Source organism: Bacillus luti (genome assembly GCF_009739945.1).
In the GTDB taxonomy this organism is placed as follows: Bacteria; Bacillota; Bacilli; order Bacillales; family Bacillaceae_G; genus Bacillus_A; species Bacillus_A luti.
On the sequence record NZ_CP040336.1, the window covers coordinates 4,281,126 to 4,301,869 of the forward strand.

Sequence of the window (20,744 nt, forward strand, 5' to 3'; positions counted from 1 at the left end):
ATATTCTAAAGAGTTTCCCCTTTTATGACAGAAGGAAGTGTATACGCATGAAGATTATGGACTACTACATTCGTTTAAGATTACATGCACAAGATCAACAACATATACGAAATAGCTTACAAGAATTAGCGGATATTTTATATTGCAGTACGAAAAACGTAAAAATTTTATTAAAGAAAATGAGTGAAGAACAATTAATTCACTGGACTCCAGGGCGAGGTCGTGGGAATAAAACAGAAATTATATTTGTACATAGTTTCATAGAAGCCGTTGAATCCCATACAGATGAACTATTAGCACAAGAAAAATTAAAGGATGTCTTTCTTCTTTTAAAGGAGCCCTTGCCTCCTACACTTCATAAGAACATTGAAGGTAAACTCCATCATCATTTTGGCTATGAACCTTCAAATGATATGTACGACATTTTAAAAATTCCAATATCAAGAAAAGTAATGCCGCTGGATCCCGCTTTTGCGGCTGTCACAACAGAGAGCCATCTTACGAGTCAAATTTTTGATACATTAGTCGTTTATAACGATATTACCGAAAAAATGGAACCGCACATTGCACATACGTGGGAATTAAGTGAAGACGGGCTTACATGGACGTTCTATTTACGAAAAGATATACATTTTCATAACGAAACAGTTTTAACTTCTAAAGATGTTCAATTTTCATTTGAAAGATTAAAGCAAGTTCACTCTCCTTTCGAATGGTTAACAGAAGAGATTGTTCAAATTGAAACACCATCACCACTTCAAATTCGATTCCATTTAGCAAAGCCCAATTTATTTTTCTTACACTATGTAAGTTCCATGCAGCTCGCAATTTTGCCGCATGATGCGAGTATTCAAAATCATCATTACATCGGAACGGGACCTTTCAAACTTGCTCATTACTCTGAAGATAATATCGTACTCGAAGCATTCACCCATTATTTTAAAGAGCGTGCATTATTAGACCGTATTGAATTTTGGGGTATTCCTGATCATGTGCAAGTAGATTCTGACTATGAGCTGCCAAATGAAGAGGAAGATGACAGACACGACATACAAATAGAAGAAATAGGCTGCGTTTATGCTGGGTTCAACTTTACAAAATCTGGTCCGCATCACGACATTTATTTTCGTAAAGCTTGGAGAGAAATATATGATGTTGAAACGATACTTAGTAACATAGAAGGCAGACGAACAATTGCTGCTTCGAGCTTTTTTCCTGAAAAAAGTCGCCAAGCCAAGAAGAGATCTTCCTCTTTAAAAAAGGCGAAAGAATATTTGAAAAAGAGCACCTATAATGGAGAGACGATACATATTTATTTCTTCGCATTTAAAGATAGTGCAAATGATGCAGATTTCCTAAAAGAACGTTGTGAAAGTTTAGGTATACAAGTAGAACTCCACCCATTTCTCGTTTCCGATTATATGAATCGTACTATCGATCAACATGCCGATATTATTTTAATGGGAGAAGTGTTTGCTATCGATCATGAGATTGCATTCTTAAATGTATTTAAAAATAAAAGTTGCTTCGTAAGACGGTTCATGGACCCACACTATGAAAAACAAATTAACTGTTTGCTAGATACATTTTTACTAGAAGAAAATAAAGAAAAGCGTTATGAACTCATGGATGAGATTGAAGAGTTTTTACAAGAAGAACACATCATTTTATTTAACTATCACGTTTTAAAAAGAAAAACATATCCCTCTTCTTTGAAAAACGTAACAATTGATTCATTCGGTTGGGCGAATTTTGCGAAGTTATGGATACAGCCATCCAGGTCTTAAAATGTGAGTCATTATAAAAGGAGAGAAACCATGAAACACAACCTAGAAAAAAGACTTTCCTATCTATACACAGGTGAATTATTTTCAGTCATTACTTTTATTTTCACAAGTTACTTACTTAATTATGCTTATCCTACGTTACATTTATATTCCCTACATTCTTTTTGGGTCTCATTTCTTCTTTTAGAGTTTATCTTATTACAAGGAACAATTTACTGGTACGTAAAGTGGAAACGACTAAAAAAAGAGAAAACATCTGTTACGCCTATTAGGATGATTCAATATTTAAAAGTACTTAAAAAGATAAATATAGCATTAATTATCACGGGATTTATTACGTTTACTATTGATTTTGTAATTTGGTATCCCCACTTACCTTTAGGCGGGCTATCATTCACTCTATTTATTTATATTTTTGCATTACTTGAGTACATTAACTATTATCATACTCAGCTTTCATACGATAACATCTCTGATATGAAACATTTAATCAAATCAAAAAAACTAAAACAGTCCTGTATAAGTAAAGATTTTCAACGTATTTCATGAAAGAGAAGGTACTACATCCTTAGTAGTACCTTCTTCACATACAGATCCAAACTATTATTTAATTACTCCATCTAAGTGATCTTTCAAGTTCAATAAATATTGCTCAATATTTGGATTCTTCACCACATCATAACAAGCAAAACTCTTTAACGGACTCATACCGAGAAACTTTTGCACGCGATGTAAATGACTAAGCACTGATTCTAAACTTTCCCCTTCAAAGAACTTCGTCTTATCTCCAAATGCTTTCTCAGGTGCATTCCAAGTTGTAGAAAACATATATTTCTTCTCTTTTAATAAACCACCTGTTCCATATTCATCAGCACCTTTAAAGAACAAACCGTATTCATATACTTCATCCATATACGTTTTAAATAAGCCCGGTACACTAAACCAGTAAATCGGTGTTTGATAAATTACAACATCCGCCCATAAAAACTTCTCTTGTTCTTCTTTCATATTGTAGCCATCTTGAATCGTTGTTGTTTTCACATGATGATTCTCGCTTAATACCGTTACCATATGATCCACTAACGTTCTATTTAATCGCCCTTCTTTCGTACCGTATTTTTCATGTCCATTTATAATAAATATATTTCCCATCGCTTTTCTCTCCCTTATTTTATTCCTCGGCTATTAACCCAAGTTGCTGTTTCAGCGTAAGATTATCTTCCAAATGCCAGTCTTCCATGATCTTTCCATCTTTCACATGTAAAATATCAATTGCAAAAAAATTGATTTCCGTATCATTATGCGTTCCTGTAAAAGAAAGACGAGCTGTTACTTTATCTCCAACGACTAATAAATCTTCAATCTCGCAATGTATATCAGGCACAACCTTACGAAAATTTTGTACCGCAAACTTTAACCCTTCCGTGCCTTGTGGTCGCCCTTTCGGCAATGTATTATCGAAAAAATTTTCAGCAACAGTCTGCGGAATAAGCTCCTCTTTACCTGTATCCCAAAATGTATAAAAACGCTGCGCGGCATGAACCATTTCGGTCGCTTCCTTTTTACTGATTGAAGGATCAACTGTCATTGCTTTTGGCTGTGGCATTTCTTTTAATAGCTGGACTTCAGTTTTTTGCTCCCCGCCGCACGCTACAAGTACGATACAAATAACAAACAAACTAAGGAACCCAAACAACTTTTTTATCCCCATGAAAATCACCTCCCCCTCATACAAACCCTTTATATTTCGTATTGCTATTGTATATGCACTAACTTCCTTTATGGAAGTAGTGATATTTTTTTCATATAGTTACTAAAAGTATAGTTTTGTGATACTATAAAGCAAATTCATTCAAAAAAATTTTATGGAGGCTAGTTCCATGAACAATATAGATCCAGTTGAATTAACGAAAGGTTTACCTGGCATACCTTGTCCTATCGCTAAAACGCTTGATGTAATTCGTACAAAATGGACGTTTTTAATTATTCGTGATCTTCTTATCGAAGGAACATTACGCTTTAATGATTTGCAGAAATCAATGGACGGGATTAGTCCGAAAACATTATCGCTTCGACTAAAAGAATTAGAATCTCAAGGCATTATAACGAGAAAAGTATATCCAGAAGTTCCGCCTCGTGTAGAGTACACATTAACGGATAAAGGAAAACAATTAGAGGGGATTTTTATTGAATTAAAACGGTTTGGATTAAGTTTATAAAACAAAAACCCCTTACCGTCGTAAGGGGTTTTATTACTTCGCAAAACTTTCAGCTAGCTGCTTCTCTCTCCACATAAATGTAATGCCGAGACCAACTATTAAAACAACTCCTGAAAATGCATATGGATAATGAATATTCATATCAAATAATATTCCACCCATCGCTGGTCCTGCGATATTTCCTAAACTCGTATACGTCGAGTTCATACCAGCAACGAATCCTTGCTCTTTTCCAGCTGCTTTTGATAAAAACGTCGTTAAAGCGGGACGAAGTAAATCAAATGCTAGGAAAATGAAGCAAGTAACGAGAAGTACAATCCAATAATTAAAGACTACAGTTGATACGAACGCTAATACTGCTCCTACAATTAAACATATTTGAATTAATACTTTTTCGCCAAACATGTCTACTAATTTTCCAAACATAAATACTTGCACAACTACCCCAAAGATTGAACTAATTGTAATAATTGCCGCAATATCTTTCGGTGTAAAACCAAACTTATGATCAGAAAACAGGCTAAACACAGTTTCATACGCTGATAATCCAAATGCGAGTACAAATACGATAATAAATGCAATTGCATACATTGGATGTAATGATTTCTTTAAGTCACCAATAAAACTTGATTCTTTCGTATTAGCAGAAATCTCTGCAAGCTCTTCTTTTGTTAACGGTTCTTTTAAAATAAAGATAGAAATTACACATGCTATAAAAGCAATTGCTGCTGCTACGAAGAACGGCACACGTATACCGTATTCTGCAATAAACCCACCGATTCCAGGTCCTATAATAAATCCAGTACTAATAGCCGCAGATAAATATCCCATCGCCTTTGGACGTTCTTTAATAGATGTAATATCAGCAACATATGCCGTAACACCAGGCATAATAAACGCAGCACTAATTCCGCCTAACACCCGTGCTACATAAAGCATCCACACATCTTTTCCTAATCCAAAAAGAAGTTCTGAAACACCAAAAATAAATAATCCAATGATGATCATTTTCTTCCTACCATAAAGATCGACCCATCGGCCTGTAATAGGTGACGTAATGAGCTGAGCCATTGCAAACACTGCAACGAGATATCCCATCGTCTTCCCTGTTAAATTCATATCATTCATAAAGGACGGCATAACCGGAATGATTAATCCAATCCCTAAAAAAGCGATAAATATATTACTCAAAAGAATGACCAATACCATCTTTTGTTCTTTTATCGGTTTCTTCATGTTTTAACACCTCTTCCCGTAAGTTCCTCTCAAAATAATGCCCAACAAGCTTTTTCTTTATCCTGCTATTTGTGGGCTAATAATGAATGAAGATGCCCCACTCATTAGAATTTCACTCTATCCTTCCACACATACATAAGCATTAGGTGAATGACTATCATTCAGTTTTCCTCAAAAATGAACCTACCTTTTCAGACAGGTTCATCTTACTATTTCTTTATATGTAGTGCATGTGTTAAAAAATCTAGTACTTCTGCCTTTTGTAGCTCGACTTGCTCATCATCTTTATGATCATATAAATAAACTTGTTCCGCTGCTGATTCAACAAGAGCGATAAATAACTTCGCTGTTCGCTCTGCATGAACCGAATCACGAATTTCACCAGCTTCTTTCGCCTCACTTAAAAATTCACTTAACCACATATAAAGAGGCTCATACACAGCTTCCCATTCTTTTATATGTTCAGTAGATGCAAGACCCGCATACATTAAGGCTTGTATTTCACGATATTCAGCTATGAAGTTAAATACCGCATCTATTACTTGCGTCACTTTACTTGAAAAAGGTGCATCGTTCTGCACTTTTTCCTTTACTGCAAGTATCATCTTTTCAACCATCACTTCTGCTATTGCAGGCATAACAGATAACTTAGAAGGAAAATATAAATAGAAAGTTCCTTGTGCAATGCCAGCCAATTTCACGATATCAGAAATCTTCGTTTTTTCAACGCCCTTTTCCTGAAACACTTCAATAGCTGCATAGACAATTTTTTCTTTTTTATTCATCATCTAAACCCTTTCACACACATATTGAATGACTGTCACTCATTTTATAAAATAACTAGCTGTACTGTCAATTATGGTGCACTTTTTATAACAAAAATCTCCTAACGAATTGTTAGGAGATACAGTATATCTTTACGACAGAGCCTTTAATCCTGTCACACCACATACAATAAGAGCCACACTAATAATACGTGCCTTACTTTTCGATTCACCAAACAAGAACATATTTAACAAAACGGCACCGGCTGTTCCAATACCAATCCAAACCGCATACGCGACACTTACTTGTAAAAATAAGAAAGATGTGTATAAGAATGCGAAGGAAGTTGCAAAACCACCTATATAAATCGCTCCATTTGCTAACGTCTTGTCTTTACTATACATTTTAAGACCGATCACACCGACTATTTCACTAATTGCAGCACAAAATACGAAAAACCAACCCATCTTTAAGCAGCTCCTTCCATCGCTTCTTCTTTATTATCAGCTAGCTTTAAACCGATAACGCCGGCTACAACCATCACGATAAAGAATAACTTTCCTACACTAAAACTTCCGCCGAAAAGGAATACATCCATTAAGAAAGTACCTACCGTACCAGCTCCGGCGAACACAGCATATACAGTCCCTGTCGCAAGATGTTCACACGCTTTAGAAAGGAAGTGAAAATCAACAGCGATAACTCCTAAAATAATAACCCAATGCCACCAAGTATCGGCCGTATTAAAGCCAAACACCCAAAAAATTTCAAAGATACATGTTAATATGACATATAACCAAGCTTTATTTTTCATACCTCTCACCTCTTATGACTGACTATCAGTCATTTTTGTTTTAAAAAATATACTCTTTCATCACTACTATATAAAAACAGCTATCAACCTCTTTTATCGTTATATTTATTCTCTTCCAACGCTGACTACATTCAAAAATTATTTGATTTACTTTTAACATCCTCGATCAATGAATTCTCATCTTCTTGCATGCATCCAAAAATATCTTATCAGCAGTCTTCCGAAAATGACTGAATGTCATTCATAGGTATTGTATATGAATACTTCACAACGTGTCAACAGTAGATTTTCATAATGAATATGGACAAATACATACTACGAAATATGTTTAGGAAAAAATTTCATTTCCGCCTGTATATTTCTCAATAATCTGTTAATAATAAGAGTAACAGATTATTTTCTCCATTCCCCCTTGGAGAGATCCCTTGAATAGAGCAGTTAGCTTTTGCTAGCTGCTCTTTTTAATTTTCATCTTTCATAATCCCATTCAATCGCATATTCACTTGATCCAAAATAGCACTTATATTCAATTACCACCTTCACTTATTTGTTTTATAATTCAATATGCAATATTGCATATTTTATTATTGCAATATCACTTTATTTATCATCTCTTTATATAAACGAGTGTCTATCATGCGGTAAATCAACATTTGTAATTTAATTCCTTATTTAAAATATCTAGAATTCATTTTAAACACTATATTCGGATAATTATATTGGAATTTCCTGTTCTACACATCCAAATACATCTTGTGTATTATGTAGGAGAAGAGTAATTAAAAGACTTACTCTTTGCTATTGAGGGAAGAGCCTGAGAGCCATATCAGGCTCTTCTTTGTTTATAAACTTATATGCCGGAAATCGCGGTTTATCTACTATACTCTTCCTTTTGAACCCAGTTTAATAAAAATAACAATCACTTATTCAACTATAAAAATATACATACTAAATTTTCAAATCCAATTTATCGAGCAGTTAGCTTTTGCTAGCTGCTCTTTTTAATTTCTCCACACACTATGATGAAATTCTTTTTTCATCACATAACAAGGAACGAAGGATTTTTTAATCTATTTATTTTCCAATAATCCTTTATATGCGCTAATTTTATGCTCGAGCATCTTCTCTGTAACTTCTAAGGTTTCTCTTTGAATCTGAATAGATTTCCTATGATCCTCTAGGAGCTGTAAACGCGCTTCGGCTGTATGCTCCCCTTCTGTATATAATCTAGCGTATTCTCTTATTTTCGCTATCGGCATTTGTGTTTGTTTTAATTTCATTACAAACTGCAACCACTTTATATGTGATTCTTCATAAATTCGATTCCCATTTGTATCGCGATTTGTAATTAATATATTTTCCTTTTCATAATAACGTAGTGTATGCGTGCTCACTCCTAATAATTTAGCTACCTCACTAATTGTGTACATACTCTAACTCCCTCCATATGCTTACCCTCATATATTTTACGGCCTTATCAAATTTATAAAAAACATTTGACTTAGAGTATACTCTAACAAATAAAATCTAACCATAATAATTAATTTGAATTTAGGGGGATTTTATATGAAATATACTGTGATTACTGGTGCTAGTTCAGGAATCGGCTATGAATCAGCTTTAGCCTTTGCATCTCGCGGAAAAAACTTAATACTTGTAGCTCGAAGACAAGAAGAATTAGAAGAATTAAAATTGAAAATTAACGAAATGCATCCAGAGTTGGATGTTGTCATTCGAAGAACTGATTTATCCGTCACTGAAGAAGTTTATAAGCTGTATGAAAGTCTCAAAAGTTTTCAAATTGAAACGTGGATTAACAACGCAGGCTTTGGTAATTTCGCCTCAATTGCTGAACAAAATTTAAATAAAATAGAGACGATGTTACATGTAAATATAGAAGCACTAACTATACTCTCTTCTCTTTTCGTTCGAGATTATTCAATGGTTGATGGAACCCAGCTTATCAACGTTTCATCGGGCGGTGGCTACACAATTGTTGCTGATGCTGTTACGTACTGTGCTACGAAATTTTATGTAAGTGCATTTACAGAAGGACTGTCCCACGAACTGAAACAACAAGGCGCGAAACTGCAAGCAAAAGTTTTAGCTCCTGCCGCAACTGAAACAGAATTTGCGAAACGCTCATTTGATATTGATGAGTTCCAATACGATAATGTTGTACCGAAATTCCACACTGCAAAACAAATGGCACAATTTATGCTCGACCTTTATGATAACGATAAAGTTGTAGGAATTGTCGACGGTTTTACGTATAACTTTGAACTTAAAGATCCACTTTATAATTTTGCCGTGAGACAAACGAATTCAAATTCTTAATACCATCTCATTTCTTATTGAAATATAGATGCCCACTATTATGTAAATAATAGTGGGCATCTATATAAATTTTTCATCCAACATACCGAACCATCGCCACTTCATCACAATAATCAACCTTTGGACAATGTCTGCAATCAATCCATACTTTCTCTGGCAATGCATCTCTATTCACAAAATCAAACCCGCATTTTTGAAAAAATTCCGTTTCATACGTTAAAGAAATGACTCTACTCACTTTTATTTTCGCTGCCTCATTTATTACATGGTTCACTAACATACGCCCGATTCCTTTTCCTGCATATGTATGCGAAACGACTAAAGATCGTACTTCTGCAAGATCTTCCCCTAATACATGCAATCCAGCAACTCCAACAATTTCTCCGTCTTCTTTCATAACATATAAACATTGCAAATATTGATAGAGAGACAACAGAGAACGCGGTAAAACAACTCCCTCTTTTGCGTAAGTTTCAATGAGATTATAAATTTCTTTCACATCACTCGTAACCGCATTAAAGATTTTCATATTCTATCCCCTTGCCCCCAATATTAATATTTATAACTTCAAATGAATTTTAATTCATAATTTTATATAATAATACATCTCTCTTTTCTCCTCGTCAATCACTTTATACAAACAAAAAACCAAGCAGTCTAATCACTGCTTGGTTCCTCACTTCGTATCGGTAATACCGTTGAATATTTAATTTCACGCAGTGCTAAACTCGTCTGTATACGTGTAATACCAAGCTTATTCAGCTTTCTAATAAACTGCTCCAGCTCTTTACGATCACGATTTGCAACCTTTAATAAATAATCGTACTCTCCTGTTAAACAGTGACATTCTAACACTTCCGGCATCGATTCTAATTCTTTCTCCAGCACTTCCAGTTTATCCGATTGATGAATATTCGTACTCATAAAAATGAAGCATAACAAATCAAAACCAAGCTTTTCTTGATTTAAGATGGCTACTTGCTTATCAATAAAACCTTCTCCATCTAACCTTTTTATCCTTGCATGCATCGCAGCCGGTGATAAATTAACGCGGCGTGCTAGCTCGGCATTACTTACTTGTGACTCCTTCTGCAATATATCTAAAATCTGTACATCTAAATCGTCTAGCACTTTAATAACAGACGACTCCATTACAATTCCCCCTTTTTCCTTACCGATGATTATTCGGAAAAACACCTTACACTCTCTATGAAACTGAACATTTTTTCATTAAAATCATTTTCAACTAAACATTTTATCGAGTTTTTATCATTATACAAAAGAATATATTACACAATAAAGAAAAATGCTAAAATTATTTACAATTCATATTGATTACAACAAAGGGGATTTTAACATGCCTTATTTTTATGTCTTTTTACTATTACTAACGAGCTTATTATGGGGAGGAAATTTTGTCGTTGGGAAATCACTCGTTGATCATGCGTCTCCGATGACACTTACAAGTTTAAGATGGATAATTGCAATCGTTTGTTTATTACCAATGGTTTGGTTTAAAGAAAAGAAAATCATTCCGCCTCGTGCTGCCATACTTCCGCTAATATTGATGGGAATTTCAGGGGTTGCTCTTTTTAACATCTTTCAATTTTTAGCTTTAGAAAAAACATCCGCAACGAATGTAGGGCTTATTTCTACATTGAACGCAATTTCAATTGCACTATTTTCAGTATTATTTTTAAAAGAAAAAGTAAATACACTTCAAAATTTATCTATGATTCTTTCATTCTTTGGCGTTATTCTCGTACTTCTAAAAGGTGATTTCTCACTTTTATTTTCACTACATTTTAATAGCGGAGATTTATGGATGATTGCGGCAGTTTGTATTTGGGGAATCTATTCTGTTTGCAGTAAATGGGCAACAAAAACAACGACGCCACTTATGGCGACATTATATTCTGGTATTTTCGGCGTTATTTTATTACTGCCATTTAACATAGGGAGCTTCACTGTTACAAATATAAATACTTCTTTCATAACATCACTTTTATATACAGGACTCATTTCCACAGTTCTTTGTATGGTGTTTTGGAATATTGGCGTACAAAAATTAGGAGCGACAACGTCAGGGATTTTTCTAAACTTCAATCCGATTTTCACAGCAATCTTAGCATTCTTTTTCATAGGTGAAGAACTAACATGGATACAAATTTTAGGGACAATGATCGTCGTGACAGGATGTTATTTATTTTCTCATTTCAAAACTGTTGCTGTTCAGCCGACTAGAGCTTTACTGCGAAAACATTCTTAATCAAAAAACATCGCCACCCTAGTGGCGATGTTTTTATTTACGTTTCATTTCTTTCACATACTGCTTTTCTTCTTCTGGCGATAAACGTTCTGTTGCCTTTCCAGTATCACCACCTTGAATTTCCCACAAAAAGTTATGCTCCTCAACCGTTTGTGAAAAATCCCCTGCCTCCCAGCGCTCTAAAGTGGCAAGTAACTTCGACTTATGTTTAAAATTTGTACTGCTTTCTACCGCGGCCTTCGCACTAAGAATTTCCTTATTTGTCATTTCAATAAACCCCCATTTTTCAGAGGATTTCACTTTTTGATGTACCATCCTATGCATGGTAGAAATAATTTCATCTTCACTAACTTGTGGCTTCTCTTCCTCACCTTTCTTCTCCTGTTGCCCCATTACTTTTTGTGTTTTAAGACTCTTCTCCTCTTCTTCTATATAATTAATAGCTTTAGTAACACCGAATATAGCTCCTATCGCAATTACAATCATTGTAATTGCCCCTATTATCCATTTTTTCATATTATGTACTCCCCATTCCCCTAATAATCACATAAACAAATGGAATCGCCTGCGCACAGCCGATTCCATTTGTTTCCTTATTTCATTTTAAACCTTCATTGCTTCTCGTACAATATAACTATCCACATATTGTTTAAATTTTACTATTTTTCTATTTTCAAGATTCCATACGTGAACGAAATCTGCTTCAAATGATTTTCCCGTTTCTTTATAAATTCCTGAATAAACACCTTCAGCAATAATTACATCTTTTCCGTTTACTTCATGGTACATATTTACTCTCGCTTTATAATCATCCCATTCTGATCCTAATCGGCTAAATACATTTTTCATTATTGCTTCTATACCTATATAAGTTCCACCGTATGGGAATCCTTCTGCCTCTGTCCATTCTACTTTTTCAGAGAGGGCTTCTGCTAAATGTTTTGCATTCGAAGAAGCTGATCCTTCATATGTACTTCGAATAATTTCTAAATTTGATTTAGGCATGTTACTTCCTCCCATTTTATTTATTTTTTACACATGATGTAACTAAAACTGTTACATCATGTGTAAAAAAATATTTAAATTGTTTTATCCTTAATCTACAAGTTGTAATCATTATAGTTACGATAATGATTCAAGTCAATAATTTATAAATAAGTTTACTTCGTTTTCATTACTTTCTCTTTTAAGAAACGATCTACATATCCTTCTGCTTTTACAACGAATAAATACGCCCCCATTGCTAGTAATGCAAGATCTAATTCATATCCTGGATTCTTTCCATCTCCTAATAAACCTGCTGCTCCATTTACCTTTACGATAGCTCCAGCTAAAATAAGTGCAAATAATAATCCTACATATCGTACACCTAAACCGATAATTAATAATATACCACCAACTAATTCTACAGTTGCCACGCCGTATGCGAGACCACCTGGTAAACCGATGCTTGTGAACCATCCTGCTACGTTATCGATACCTGATTGAAATTTGGCTAAACCATGTGCAAAGAACGTCACTCCTAACACGAAACGAATAATTAGATTACCAATGTATTGGTTCATTTTGAACTCTCCTTTTTGTTTTGTTATGGAAAACTTTTATTTACAAGTCAAAACAATACGGTATTTCATTTCATTCGTCAAATACTTTTTAAAGAAAACAAAAAACATTATCCGTTTTACGAATAATGTTTTCTTACAAAATAGCGCTAATTCAAGCTTTTACTCTATCGCACAGAAAAAGTTGAAACATTTTTCCAGCACTAACATACGGCAATAAAGACACATCTTCTTCTATAACCATTCCAACAACATTCACCTTCTCATCTACAGCTAAATCATGTACAACAATTTGCATCTCCCCGGCGTATCTACCGTACAATTCATTATCAATTGTAATGCTGCCTTTCTTTCTTGCAATTGTATGCATCGGCTGTAGCACAACTTTATTTCCTTCTCTTGATTCTACAGAGCGAATGACATCACGCGCTGGATCTAATCGATTCGTATACACTTGCTCTACCAGTTTTAATACTTCTTTATCAGTTATAAGTGATTTGTAGCGTAGCGGAATAACCCCTCTACTCACACTCGCTATCTCTTGTACACTTTCTAGACTTCCGCTTATATCCCCGATTAACACCTTATCGACACCACAATCCTGTACAAGTTCTAAATACGCTTCAAGCGGGCGCATATTGCGGTGCTTTTCTAACGTTGGTAAGCCTTCATATAACGGGCCCCGTTTCTCCCCATCCCCTGGAACAAATGCCATCGTTTTTATTCCGCACTCATGTAAATATTGATTTTGCTTTTGCAAAAAGGACTTTGCTAGTCCTGTCTCTGGGCGCGGGTAAAAATTATGCCACGCTTCTACATTCTCTACTCGTATATTTTCCGCAAGTAACTCTTTCCAAAATGAATCTGTAATCGTACTCGCATTTAAGGCTACTTTCATTGTATGGGATACGCGTGCGATTTCTTTCGGCGTGATGCCATAGTCCATTCGTAAGCCAGTAATGCCCCACTCTACTAACTCTTCCACATTTTCATACGTCATTCCTAAATGGTGTAACGATTTTGGAGAAACATCGACCATTAATTCCATTTCATTTTCAAGAGCCTGCTTCCCAAGTATTTGAATTAACTCTTTATACGTATTTGGATCATCTTCTGGTATATGAAGTGATGTAAAAATAGATAAAAACCCGTTTTCCTTCGCTACTTTTAGCCATTCTTCTTGTTTCTTTACTCGCTCTTTTGAAAGATAAATTGATACTCCTAGCATATGAATCTCCCTTTCTATAGAAAAAGAGAAAGGAATCCCTTTCTCTATATGTTTTCTGCCATTTCTTCTTTAAATCCGAAGAAGTACGTAAAGATGAATCCGAAAGTATATGCAACGACTAATCCAAGGAAATATAATAAATATTTATTATCAGCAATTAACGGAATTAATGATAATCCTGATACGCCAATTCCGAGCGCGGCTGTTTGCATAACTGCTTGGAATGCACCACCGACAGCTGCACCTAAACAAGCTGTAAGAAACGGTTTCCCAAGTGGTAATGTAACCCCGTATAATAACGGTTCGCCAATTCCTAAAAATCCAACTGGTAATGCACCTTTAATTACGTTACGCAGTCGTTTGTTTTTTGTTTTTACAAAAATCGCAATGGCTGCGCCTACTTGCCCAGCACCAGCCATTGCAAGTACTGGTAATAAAGGTGTCACATGCGTTTGATTAATAAATTCCATATGAATTGGTGTTAAACCGTGATGTAGTCCGACCATAACGAGAGGTAAAAAGGTTCCGGCAAGCACTGCTCCAGCAAACGCTCCTCCAATATTTAAAATACCATTAATTCCGCTCGTAATTCCTTCCGATAAGAAACCTGCAACTGGCTGAATTGCTAACATCGTTACGATACTTACTACTAATACAGTAATGAGTGGTGTCACAATAATATCAACTGCATTTGGTACAGCTTTTCGAACTTGTCTTTCCACGACAACCATAAGCCACGCTGCAAAAATAACTGCAAACAATCCGCCCCGTCCGGGTACGAGCGCTTCACCAAATAACTTTACGTTCGCCATCGCCGGGTTAAAAATTAAAATACCAGCAATTGCCCCAAGAACTGGAGTCCCGCCAAACTCTTTCGCTGTATTCCAACCGACTAAAATGCCTAAGAATGTGAAGATACCGCCACCAATAAGTAGTAACATTTGTAGCCACGTTGCATTCGGATCAGCACCTGCGTTTTTCGCAAAGTTAGCAACCCCGTTTATAATACCTGACGCAACAAGACCCGGAATTAACGGAATGAAAATGCTTCCTATTTTTCGTAAAAAGTTTTTCACTGGTGTATTATTTTTCTTTTTAATCTCTGACTTCATCTCTTGCCCAAGGTCTTCAAGGTGATGATCTGCCACCTCACCAATTCGCAGTCCCGTTAAACCTTCCATCTCAGCTGCTACTTTATTTACTGTCCCTGGACCAACGACAACTTGAAGCGTCTCATCTTCAATGACACCCATAACCCCTTCAACCTTTTTCAAAAGGTCCATATTCACTTTACTTTCATCATGAAGCGTTAATCGCAGTCTCGTCATACAATGAGCAATGCCACGAACATTCTTTACTCCCCCAAGTTGCTCTGAAATTTCTCTGGCCATTCTCTCTTCTTTCTTCATAATAGAATCCCCCTCCCTATTATTTTATAATGCCTTCTTCACAAACCCTTTCGCTTCTTTTAGTTTCTCCAGTGCTTCCCCATACTCACACTGCAGTAGCACCATAACAATCGCAGCTTTCACGTTACGTTCTGCTTTTTCATAGTAACCTGCCGCTACTTCATAACTAGCACCTGTTGCTTCTACAATAATTCGTTTTGATCGTTCTACTAATTTTTCATTTGTAGATTGAACATCTACCATTAAGTTTTTATATACTTTCCCCACACCAATCATAGATGCTGTTGAAATCATATTGAGTACTAATTTTTGCGCTGTACCAGCCTTCAAACGCGTTGAGCCTGTTAAAATTTCTGCGCCTGTTTCTACTTCCACATTTAGTTTTGCATATTTACTTATTTCAGCATTTTTATTACAAGAAATACTCGCCGTGCTCGCTCCCACGCTATGCGCGTATTTCAATCCGCCAATTACATAAGGAGTTCGGCCACTTGCTGCAATTCCAATCACAGTATCTTTCTCGTTTAATCCAATACTTTTTAAATCTTCTTCTGCTAACTCTTCGCGGTCCTCGGCACCTTCCACCGCTTTAGTAAACGCTTTCAATCCACCAGCTATAAATCCTTGCACCATTTTATCATCTGTGCCAAATGTCGGTGGGCATTCCACTGCATCTAAAATACCTAAACGGCCACTTGTACCAGCCCCAATGTAAATTAATCGGCCCTCTTGTTCAAAAGATTTAATAACAGTCTGCACAACTTTTTCAATCTGTTCTATCTCTTTTTCAACTGCTAACGAAACAGTTCGATCTTCTTCATTCATACTTTGCAGAACTTCTTTTATACTCATCTCATCTAAATTCATCGTCTTTTCATTACGGTGTTCTGTCGATAAATTTTCTAACATATTACCACCTACTTTGAAATTTAATTTCATACTTTCATTATAACTTCAAGAAATTTAAAATCAATATTACTTTATTATTTTATGAAATTTAATTTCTTTTCATGACGAATTTATTCCACTTTAACTGGCAGTAAGACCCCCACCTCAAATTCAGCAAAAGCAAAGAAGATCGGTGGGGGATCAACTGCCTGTAAAAGTCCGATTGGTTCAACTAATAATAAGTGGGGGATGAACAAACCCCCCACTTATTAAAGTTTCACTTTATGTCAGTATGCAAAAAAAGATGGGTTTCCCCATCTTTTCATTTTAACTTCCGTAACCGCACTGCTTCTTCTCTTGTCTCCATAAATTGATCCAATACATTATTACCAATTCGGTTGAAAGTAATTACATATAAAGCATCAATCATATTCAGTTGTGTCATTCTTGAAGCAATACTCGCAATACGGTGATCTTGCTCTACATCTGGCATACAAAGACGAATGTCTGCCTCTTTATATAACGGTGATGATTGATCGAGCTTTGTAATTGCAATAACTGTTGCACCTTGTCTCTTCGCATATTGCGCCATCTCAAGTACATCTTTCGTACGACCCGATGTTGAAATCGCCACAAATATATCGCCTTCTTTTAAATTCGTCACAAGTGGCAACATCATGTGAAAATCAGATAGCATCATCGCTGTAAATCCGAGCCTTGTAAATTTATAAGCCCCGTCCATCGCCGGAGTAGCTGATCCGCCTACTCCGTAAAATATAATTTTATCCGCATTTACAATAAGGTCCGCTGCTTTCTCCAGTTCCTTCTTATCGATAGCAGTAACGCTCGCCTCAATTGCCGCTTTATTCACATATGTAACCTTATTAAACAAGTCGTACGGTCCATCTTCCGTATTCATCACTGAAAAATCGTTAATATTATAATCAGCAATCGTTAATTCACGAACGAGCGCGATTTTAAATGCCTTAAAGCTTCCTATTCCAATCGACTTACAAAAGCGAACAACACTCGCCTCACTTGCGCCTGCATTCGTCGACACTTCTTTCGTCGTTAAGTTCGGAACAATCTCTGCATTCTCCATTATGTACATGGCAACCTTCTTTTCAGCTGGTGAAAATTGATCCATATTACTTTCAATTTTAAATAGTAATGTTGAAGCTTTCACTATTTAACCTCCACTTCGTAATCTTCACACTTTCTTCTCCTTGTCATCACATACATAGATTTTATCATATTTACAAACCTTTCATGCCATATGACCATTGCTTTTTACAATAAAAAAAGAGCTTACCTACTTCAGATAAGCCCTTCTTCTCTATACAAAATATTTCTTCAAAAGTGGCGGCGTAATAATCGTCGTTAATATAACAACAATGACAATCGCTGTGAAATTTTCTTTCGCTAATAAATTCGCCGTAAGTCCATTTGCTGCGATGATAAGCGCTACTTCACCGCGTGATACCATTCCCGCACCAATACTAATAGAAGATTGAAGATTGAACCCTGTTAATCTTGCGCCTAAACCTGATCCGATTAACTTTGTGAAAATCGCAATAAGCGTCATAATAATAATGAACCAAAGTTGACTTCCAATGCCTTGAAATGTAATTTCCATTCCGATACTTACGAAGAACACCGGCACAAATATCGCATAAGCAATCGGTTCAATCTTATGTTCTACTTCATGCTTATACTCCGTTTGAGAAATCGCAATCCCTGCTGCAAATGCTCCAATAATACCTGCAATCCCCATCATTTCACTGTAATACGAAAAAGAGAAACAAATAATAAGCGCCGCACTAATTAATGCTTCTGATACACGAAGTGGGACAAGCATTTTCATAATCCACGGAACAACTTTCCATGCGATAAAAACAATACTTACAAAGAAAATAAGTTTCTTTGCGATAACAAGTGTTATATTCACATCTTGCGTGCCTAGAAAACTCATAACAAACGCTAATAAAATAACGACAATGACATCATCAAATACGGCAGCACCTAAAATCGTTGTACTTTCTCTCGTATTCATTTTTCCTAAATCACGTAACGTTTGCACTGTAATACTAACCGATGTTGCGCAAAGTAATAGCCCTAAAAAAATTGCATGAGATTGTATTAATCCAAATAGCAACCCCGTTACATATCCACCGATGAAAGGAAAAATAATTCCACCAGCCGCTACTGCAAATGATGATTTCAAATTCCGATTTAACTCTTCTAAATCTGTTTCAAGTCCAGCCATAAACATAAGGAGTAAAACACCAATCTCACTCAGTTCATCAATCAGTTCAGAACTATTTATAATACCGAGTACAGCTGGTCCAATAATAATACCGACAATTAACTTACCAAGTACAGAAGGCTGACCGAGTCTTACGCTAATGTCACCAGCCAATTTCGTACAAAGTAAAATGACGACAAGTTCAAAATAAAATAACATAGCATCTGCTCCTACTTTAACTTTAATCAGTGGGTTTTCTCCATCCGAAGTAGATTGGTAACCCCCGTCTTATTCCTGCAAGTAGTTTCCCCTATTCATCCGCTTTTTATTTGTCATATTTTTATTTGACAAAATATTCTGAATTATAATAAGATTAATCCAGCAATTTCAAAAACTACATACCATAACTGTACCTCCATTTCCTTACATACTCTTTTTTAGTGGGCTCATACCATATTCGCGGTTATGGAAATGAAAAAACGGGGGGAGAGTCCAAAGTGAAGTCATTATTACGAAAAAAAGCGCTTAGTACTGAATCACCACGGCAACTAGATCGGACATTAACAGCACTAGATTTAACCTTTTTAGGAATTGGCGCCGTAATTGGAACAGGAATTTTTGTATTAACAGGTATTGTCGCAGCAAAACATTCTGGTCCTGGTATTATGCTTTCATTCCTCATTGCTGCATTTACTTGTGCTTGCGTAGCCTTTTGTTATGCTGAATTTGCTTCTTCTATACCTGTCTCAGGAAGTGTGTATACTTACGCATACATGACAGTCGGAGAAGTCGTTGCCTTCATCGTTGGTTGGTGTTTAATGCTCGAATATTTACTGGCAGTCGCAGCCGTAGCTGTCGGTTGGTCTGGTTACTTACAATCTTTACTACAAGGCTTTAACGTACACCTTCCCGCCATTATCGCTTCGGCCCCTGGCGTCGGAAAAGGTGGTCTGATTGATTTACCAGCTGTTTGTATTTTACTACTCATTACTGGTTTATTAAGTTTCGGTATACGTGAAAGCGCACGCATTAATAATATTATGGTTCTTATCAAGCTAGCAGTTATTATCGCCTTTATTGTAGCAGGCGCAAAATATGTAAAACCTGAAAACTGGACACCTTTCATTCCATTCGGATACGACGGTATTATTACTGGAGCTGCTACTGTATTCTTTGCATTTTTAGGTTTTGATGCAATTGCAACCGCTGCGGAAGAAACGAAAAAACCACAACGTGATTTACCAATTGGCATTATCGGTTCCCTTCTTATTTGTACTGTTTTATACATGATTGTATCTTTCGTTTTAACAGGTATGGTTCCTTATACACAATTAGATGTGTCTGATCCAGTTGCATTTGCACTGCATTTTGTTGGTGAGGATACAATTGCAGGACTACTCGCTGTTGGGGCGATGACGGGAATGACAACCGTTCTTTTAGTCGTTATGTATGGACAAGTTCGCGTTTCTTATGCGATGAGCCGCGACGGTTTACTTCCAAAAGCTTTAGCGCGTGTGAATAAAAAAGTGAAAATTCCTTTATTAAATACGTGGATCACTGGCGTTGTTGCCGCTTTATTAGCCGGACTTTTAGACTTACACTTACTAGCTAATTTAGTAAATATCGGTACGTTAACAGCATTCACATTCGTTTGCTGCGCTGTCCTTATTTTGCGAAAAACACATCCTGACTTAAAACGGGGATTCCGTACACCTTTCGTACCTGTATTACCAGTTGTTGCGATTCTTTGCTGTTTATATTTAATGATTAATTTGTCTAAAACAACATGGATTAGCTTTATAGCTTGGCTTATAGTCGGCTTATGCTTCTATTTCTTCTACTCTAGAAAACATAGTCATTTAGCTACTGAAAAAACAAATGATGAAAAGAAAAAAGCATAACAAAATAGCTCGCCTATAAACTGGCGAGCTATTTTTATGCGTTTTGTTAACGATTGCAAAATGAAAAATCTGCCCAATTTCCTA

General features: G+C 35.9%; 23 protein-coding genes. 6 read left to right on the forward strand and 17 right to left on the reverse strand.

From position 1 onward, the window contains the following. Nucleotides 1-47: 47 nt before the first annotated feature. Together EUC40_RS21655 and EUC40_RS21660 are read left to right on the forward strand one after the other, a co-directional pair. Nucleotides 48-1,787, forward strand: a complete 1,740-nt coding sequence (locus tag EUC40_RS21655) for an SgrR family transcriptional regulator (protein WP_156576571.1) — start codon at nt 48-50, stop codon at nt 1,785-1,787. 30 nt (nt 1,788-1,817) lie between these two features. Further along, nucleotides 1,818-2,336, forward strand: coding sequence for a general stress protein (locus EUC40_RS21660; protein WP_156576572.1), 519 nt, complete (start codon nt 1,818-1,820; stop codon nt 2,334-2,336). A 54-nt stretch (nt 2,337-2,390) separates the two neighbouring features. On the opposite strand, the gene EUC40_RS21665 is transcribed toward EUC40_RS21660, so the two are convergent. Then, nucleotides 2,391-2,939: an NAD(P)H-dependent oxidoreductase gene (locus EUC40_RS21665; protein ID WP_156576573.1), complete on the reverse strand. Its 549-nt coding sequence runs from the start codon at nt 2,937-2,939 to the stop codon at nt 2,391-2,393. A gap of 19 nt (nt 2,940-2,958) precedes the next feature. Beyond that, nucleotides 2,959-3,498 (reverse strand): ester cyclase, encoded by a 540-nt coding sequence (locus tag EUC40_RS21670; protein WP_156576574.1) that lies wholly within the window; start codon nt 3,496-3,498, stop codon nt 2,959-2,961. A 169-nt stretch (nt 3,499-3,667) separates the two neighbouring features. Here EUC40_RS21670 and EUC40_RS21675 point away from each other — a divergent pair, with 169 nt between their 5' ends. Next, nucleotides 3,668-4,006 (forward strand): winged helix-turn-helix transcriptional regulator, encoded by a 339-nt coding sequence (locus EUC40_RS21675; protein ID WP_071711046.1) that lies wholly within the window; start codon nt 3,668-3,670, stop codon nt 4,004-4,006. A gap of 33 nt (nt 4,007-4,039) precedes the next feature. Here the strand turns inward: EUC40_RS21675 and EUC40_RS21680 are convergent, their stop codons facing one another. The 5 genes from EUC40_RS21680 to EUC40_RS21700 all read right to left on the reverse strand — a co-directional run bounded on the left by EUC40_RS21680 (nt 4,040) and on the right by EUC40_RS21700 (nt 8,251). Next, nucleotides 4,040-5,242, reverse strand: coding sequence for an MFS transporter (locus tag EUC40_RS21680; RefSeq protein WP_156576575.1), 1,203 nt, complete (start codon nt 5,240-5,242; stop codon nt 4,040-4,042). A 209-nt stretch (nt 5,243-5,451) separates the two neighbouring features. Next, a complete protein-coding gene (locus tag EUC40_RS21685; RefSeq protein WP_002017530.1) occupies nt 5,452-6,030 on the reverse strand; it encodes a TetR/AcrR family transcriptional regulator in 579 nt (192 codons plus the stop codon). Between the two features lie 129 nt (nt 6,031-6,159). Next, nucleotides 6,160-6,474: a DMT family transporter gene (locus EUC40_RS21690; RefSeq protein ID WP_000539670.1), complete on the reverse strand. Its 315-nt coding sequence runs from the start codon at nt 6,472-6,474 to the stop codon at nt 6,160-6,162. 2 nt (nt 6,475-6,476) lie between these two features. Beyond that, nucleotides 6,477-6,821 (reverse strand): DMT family transporter, encoded by a 345-nt coding sequence (locus tag EUC40_RS21695; protein WP_156576576.1) that lies wholly within the window; start codon nt 6,819-6,821, stop codon nt 6,477-6,479. A 1,070-nt stretch (nt 6,822-7,891) separates the two neighbouring features. After that, nucleotides 7,892-8,251 (reverse strand): MerR family transcriptional regulator, encoded by a 360-nt coding sequence (locus EUC40_RS21700; RefSeq protein WP_156576577.1) that lies wholly within the window; start codon nt 8,249-8,251, stop codon nt 7,892-7,894. 136 nt (nt 8,252-8,387) lie between these two features. On the opposite strand from EUC40_RS21700, the gene EUC40_RS21705 reads away from it, so the two are divergent. Beyond that, nucleotides 8,388-9,158: an SDR family NAD(P)-dependent oxidoreductase gene (locus EUC40_RS21705; protein WP_156576578.1), complete on the forward strand. Its 771-nt coding sequence runs from the start codon at nt 8,388-8,390 to the stop codon at nt 9,156-9,158. Nucleotides 9,159-9,231: 73 nt separating this feature from the next. On the opposite strand, the gene EUC40_RS21710 is transcribed toward EUC40_RS21705, so the two are convergent. Together EUC40_RS21710 and EUC40_RS21715 are read right to left on the reverse strand one after the other, a co-directional pair. Then, nucleotides 9,232-9,687 (reverse strand): N-acetyltransferase, encoded by a 456-nt coding sequence (locus EUC40_RS21710; protein ID WP_071711051.1) that lies wholly within the window; start codon nt 9,685-9,687, stop codon nt 9,232-9,234. A 128-nt stretch (nt 9,688-9,815) separates the two neighbouring features. Further along, entirely contained in the window at nt 9,816-10,310 is a 495-nt protein-coding gene (locus tag EUC40_RS21715) for an Lrp/AsnC family transcriptional regulator (protein ID WP_156576579.1), read from the reverse strand. A gap of 205 nt (nt 10,311-10,515) precedes the next feature. Here EUC40_RS21715 and EUC40_RS21720 point away from each other — a divergent pair, with 205 nt between their 5' ends. Beyond that, nucleotides 10,516-11,427 (forward strand): DMT family transporter, encoded by a 912-nt coding sequence (locus EUC40_RS21720; protein WP_156576580.1) that lies wholly within the window; start codon nt 10,516-10,518, stop codon nt 11,425-11,427. Between the two features lie 33 nt (nt 11,428-11,460). On the opposite strand, the gene EUC40_RS21725 is transcribed toward EUC40_RS21720, so the two are convergent. From EUC40_RS21725 to EUC40_RS21760, 8 genes are all read right to left on the reverse strand, one after another. Further along, complete coding sequence (locus EUC40_RS21725) at nt 11,461-11,943, reverse strand: PRK06770 family protein (protein WP_156576581.1); 483 nt, start codon at nt 11,941-11,943, stop codon at nt 11,461-11,463. A gap of 87 nt (nt 11,944-12,030) precedes the next feature. Continuing rightward, the gene (locus tag EUC40_RS21730; RefSeq protein WP_071711055.1) at nt 12,031-12,432 is read right to left on the reverse strand and encodes a nuclear transport factor 2 family protein; all 402 of its coding nucleotides are present in this window, start codon (nt 12,430-12,432) and stop codon (nt 12,031-12,033) included. A 155-nt stretch (nt 12,433-12,587) separates the two neighbouring features. Then, a complete protein-coding gene (locus tag EUC40_RS21735; protein WP_071711056.1) occupies nt 12,588-12,992 on the reverse strand; it encodes a DoxX family protein in 405 nt (134 codons plus the stop codon). A 151-nt stretch (nt 12,993-13,143) separates the two neighbouring features. Continuing rightward, entirely contained in the window at nt 13,144-14,217 is a 1,074-nt protein-coding gene (locus EUC40_RS21740) for a DUF871 domain-containing protein (RefSeq protein WP_156576582.1), read from the reverse strand. 44 nt (nt 14,218-14,261) lie between these two features. Then, nucleotides 14,262-15,626 carry a PTS transporter subunit EIIC gene (locus EUC40_RS21745; protein WP_156576583.1) on the reverse strand — a complete coding sequence of 455 codons (1,365 nt, stop codon included), beginning with the start codon at nt 15,624-15,626 and terminating at the stop codon, nt 14,262-14,264. Nucleotides 15,627-15,650: 24 nt separating this feature from the next. Then, nucleotides 15,651-16,535, reverse strand: coding sequence for an N-acetylmuramic acid 6-phosphate etherase (gene murQ / locus EUC40_RS21750; RefSeq protein WP_156576584.1), 885 nt, complete (start codon nt 16,533-16,535; stop codon nt 15,651-15,653). Between the two features lie 301 nt (nt 16,536-16,836). Continuing rightward, nucleotides 16,837-17,700 (reverse strand): MurR/RpiR family transcriptional regulator, encoded by an 864-nt coding sequence (locus EUC40_RS21755; RefSeq protein ID WP_071711060.1) that lies wholly within the window; start codon nt 17,698-17,700, stop codon nt 16,837-16,839. 150 nt (nt 17,701-17,850) lie between these two features. Continuing rightward, complete coding sequence (locus EUC40_RS21760) at nt 17,851-18,978, reverse strand: cation:proton antiporter (protein WP_000899805.1); 1,128 nt, start codon at nt 18,976-18,978, stop codon at nt 17,851-17,853. Nucleotides 18,979-19,256: 278 nt separating this feature from the next. Here EUC40_RS21760 and bcaP point away from each other — a divergent pair, with 278 nt between their 5' ends. Then, nucleotides 19,257-20,660, forward strand: a complete 1,404-nt coding sequence (bcaP, locus tag EUC40_RS21765) for a branched-chain amino acid transporter BcaP (RefSeq protein ID WP_156576585.1) — start codon at nt 19,257-19,259, stop codon at nt 20,658-20,660. The last annotated feature ends 84 nt before the right edge of the window (nt 20,661-20,744 follow it).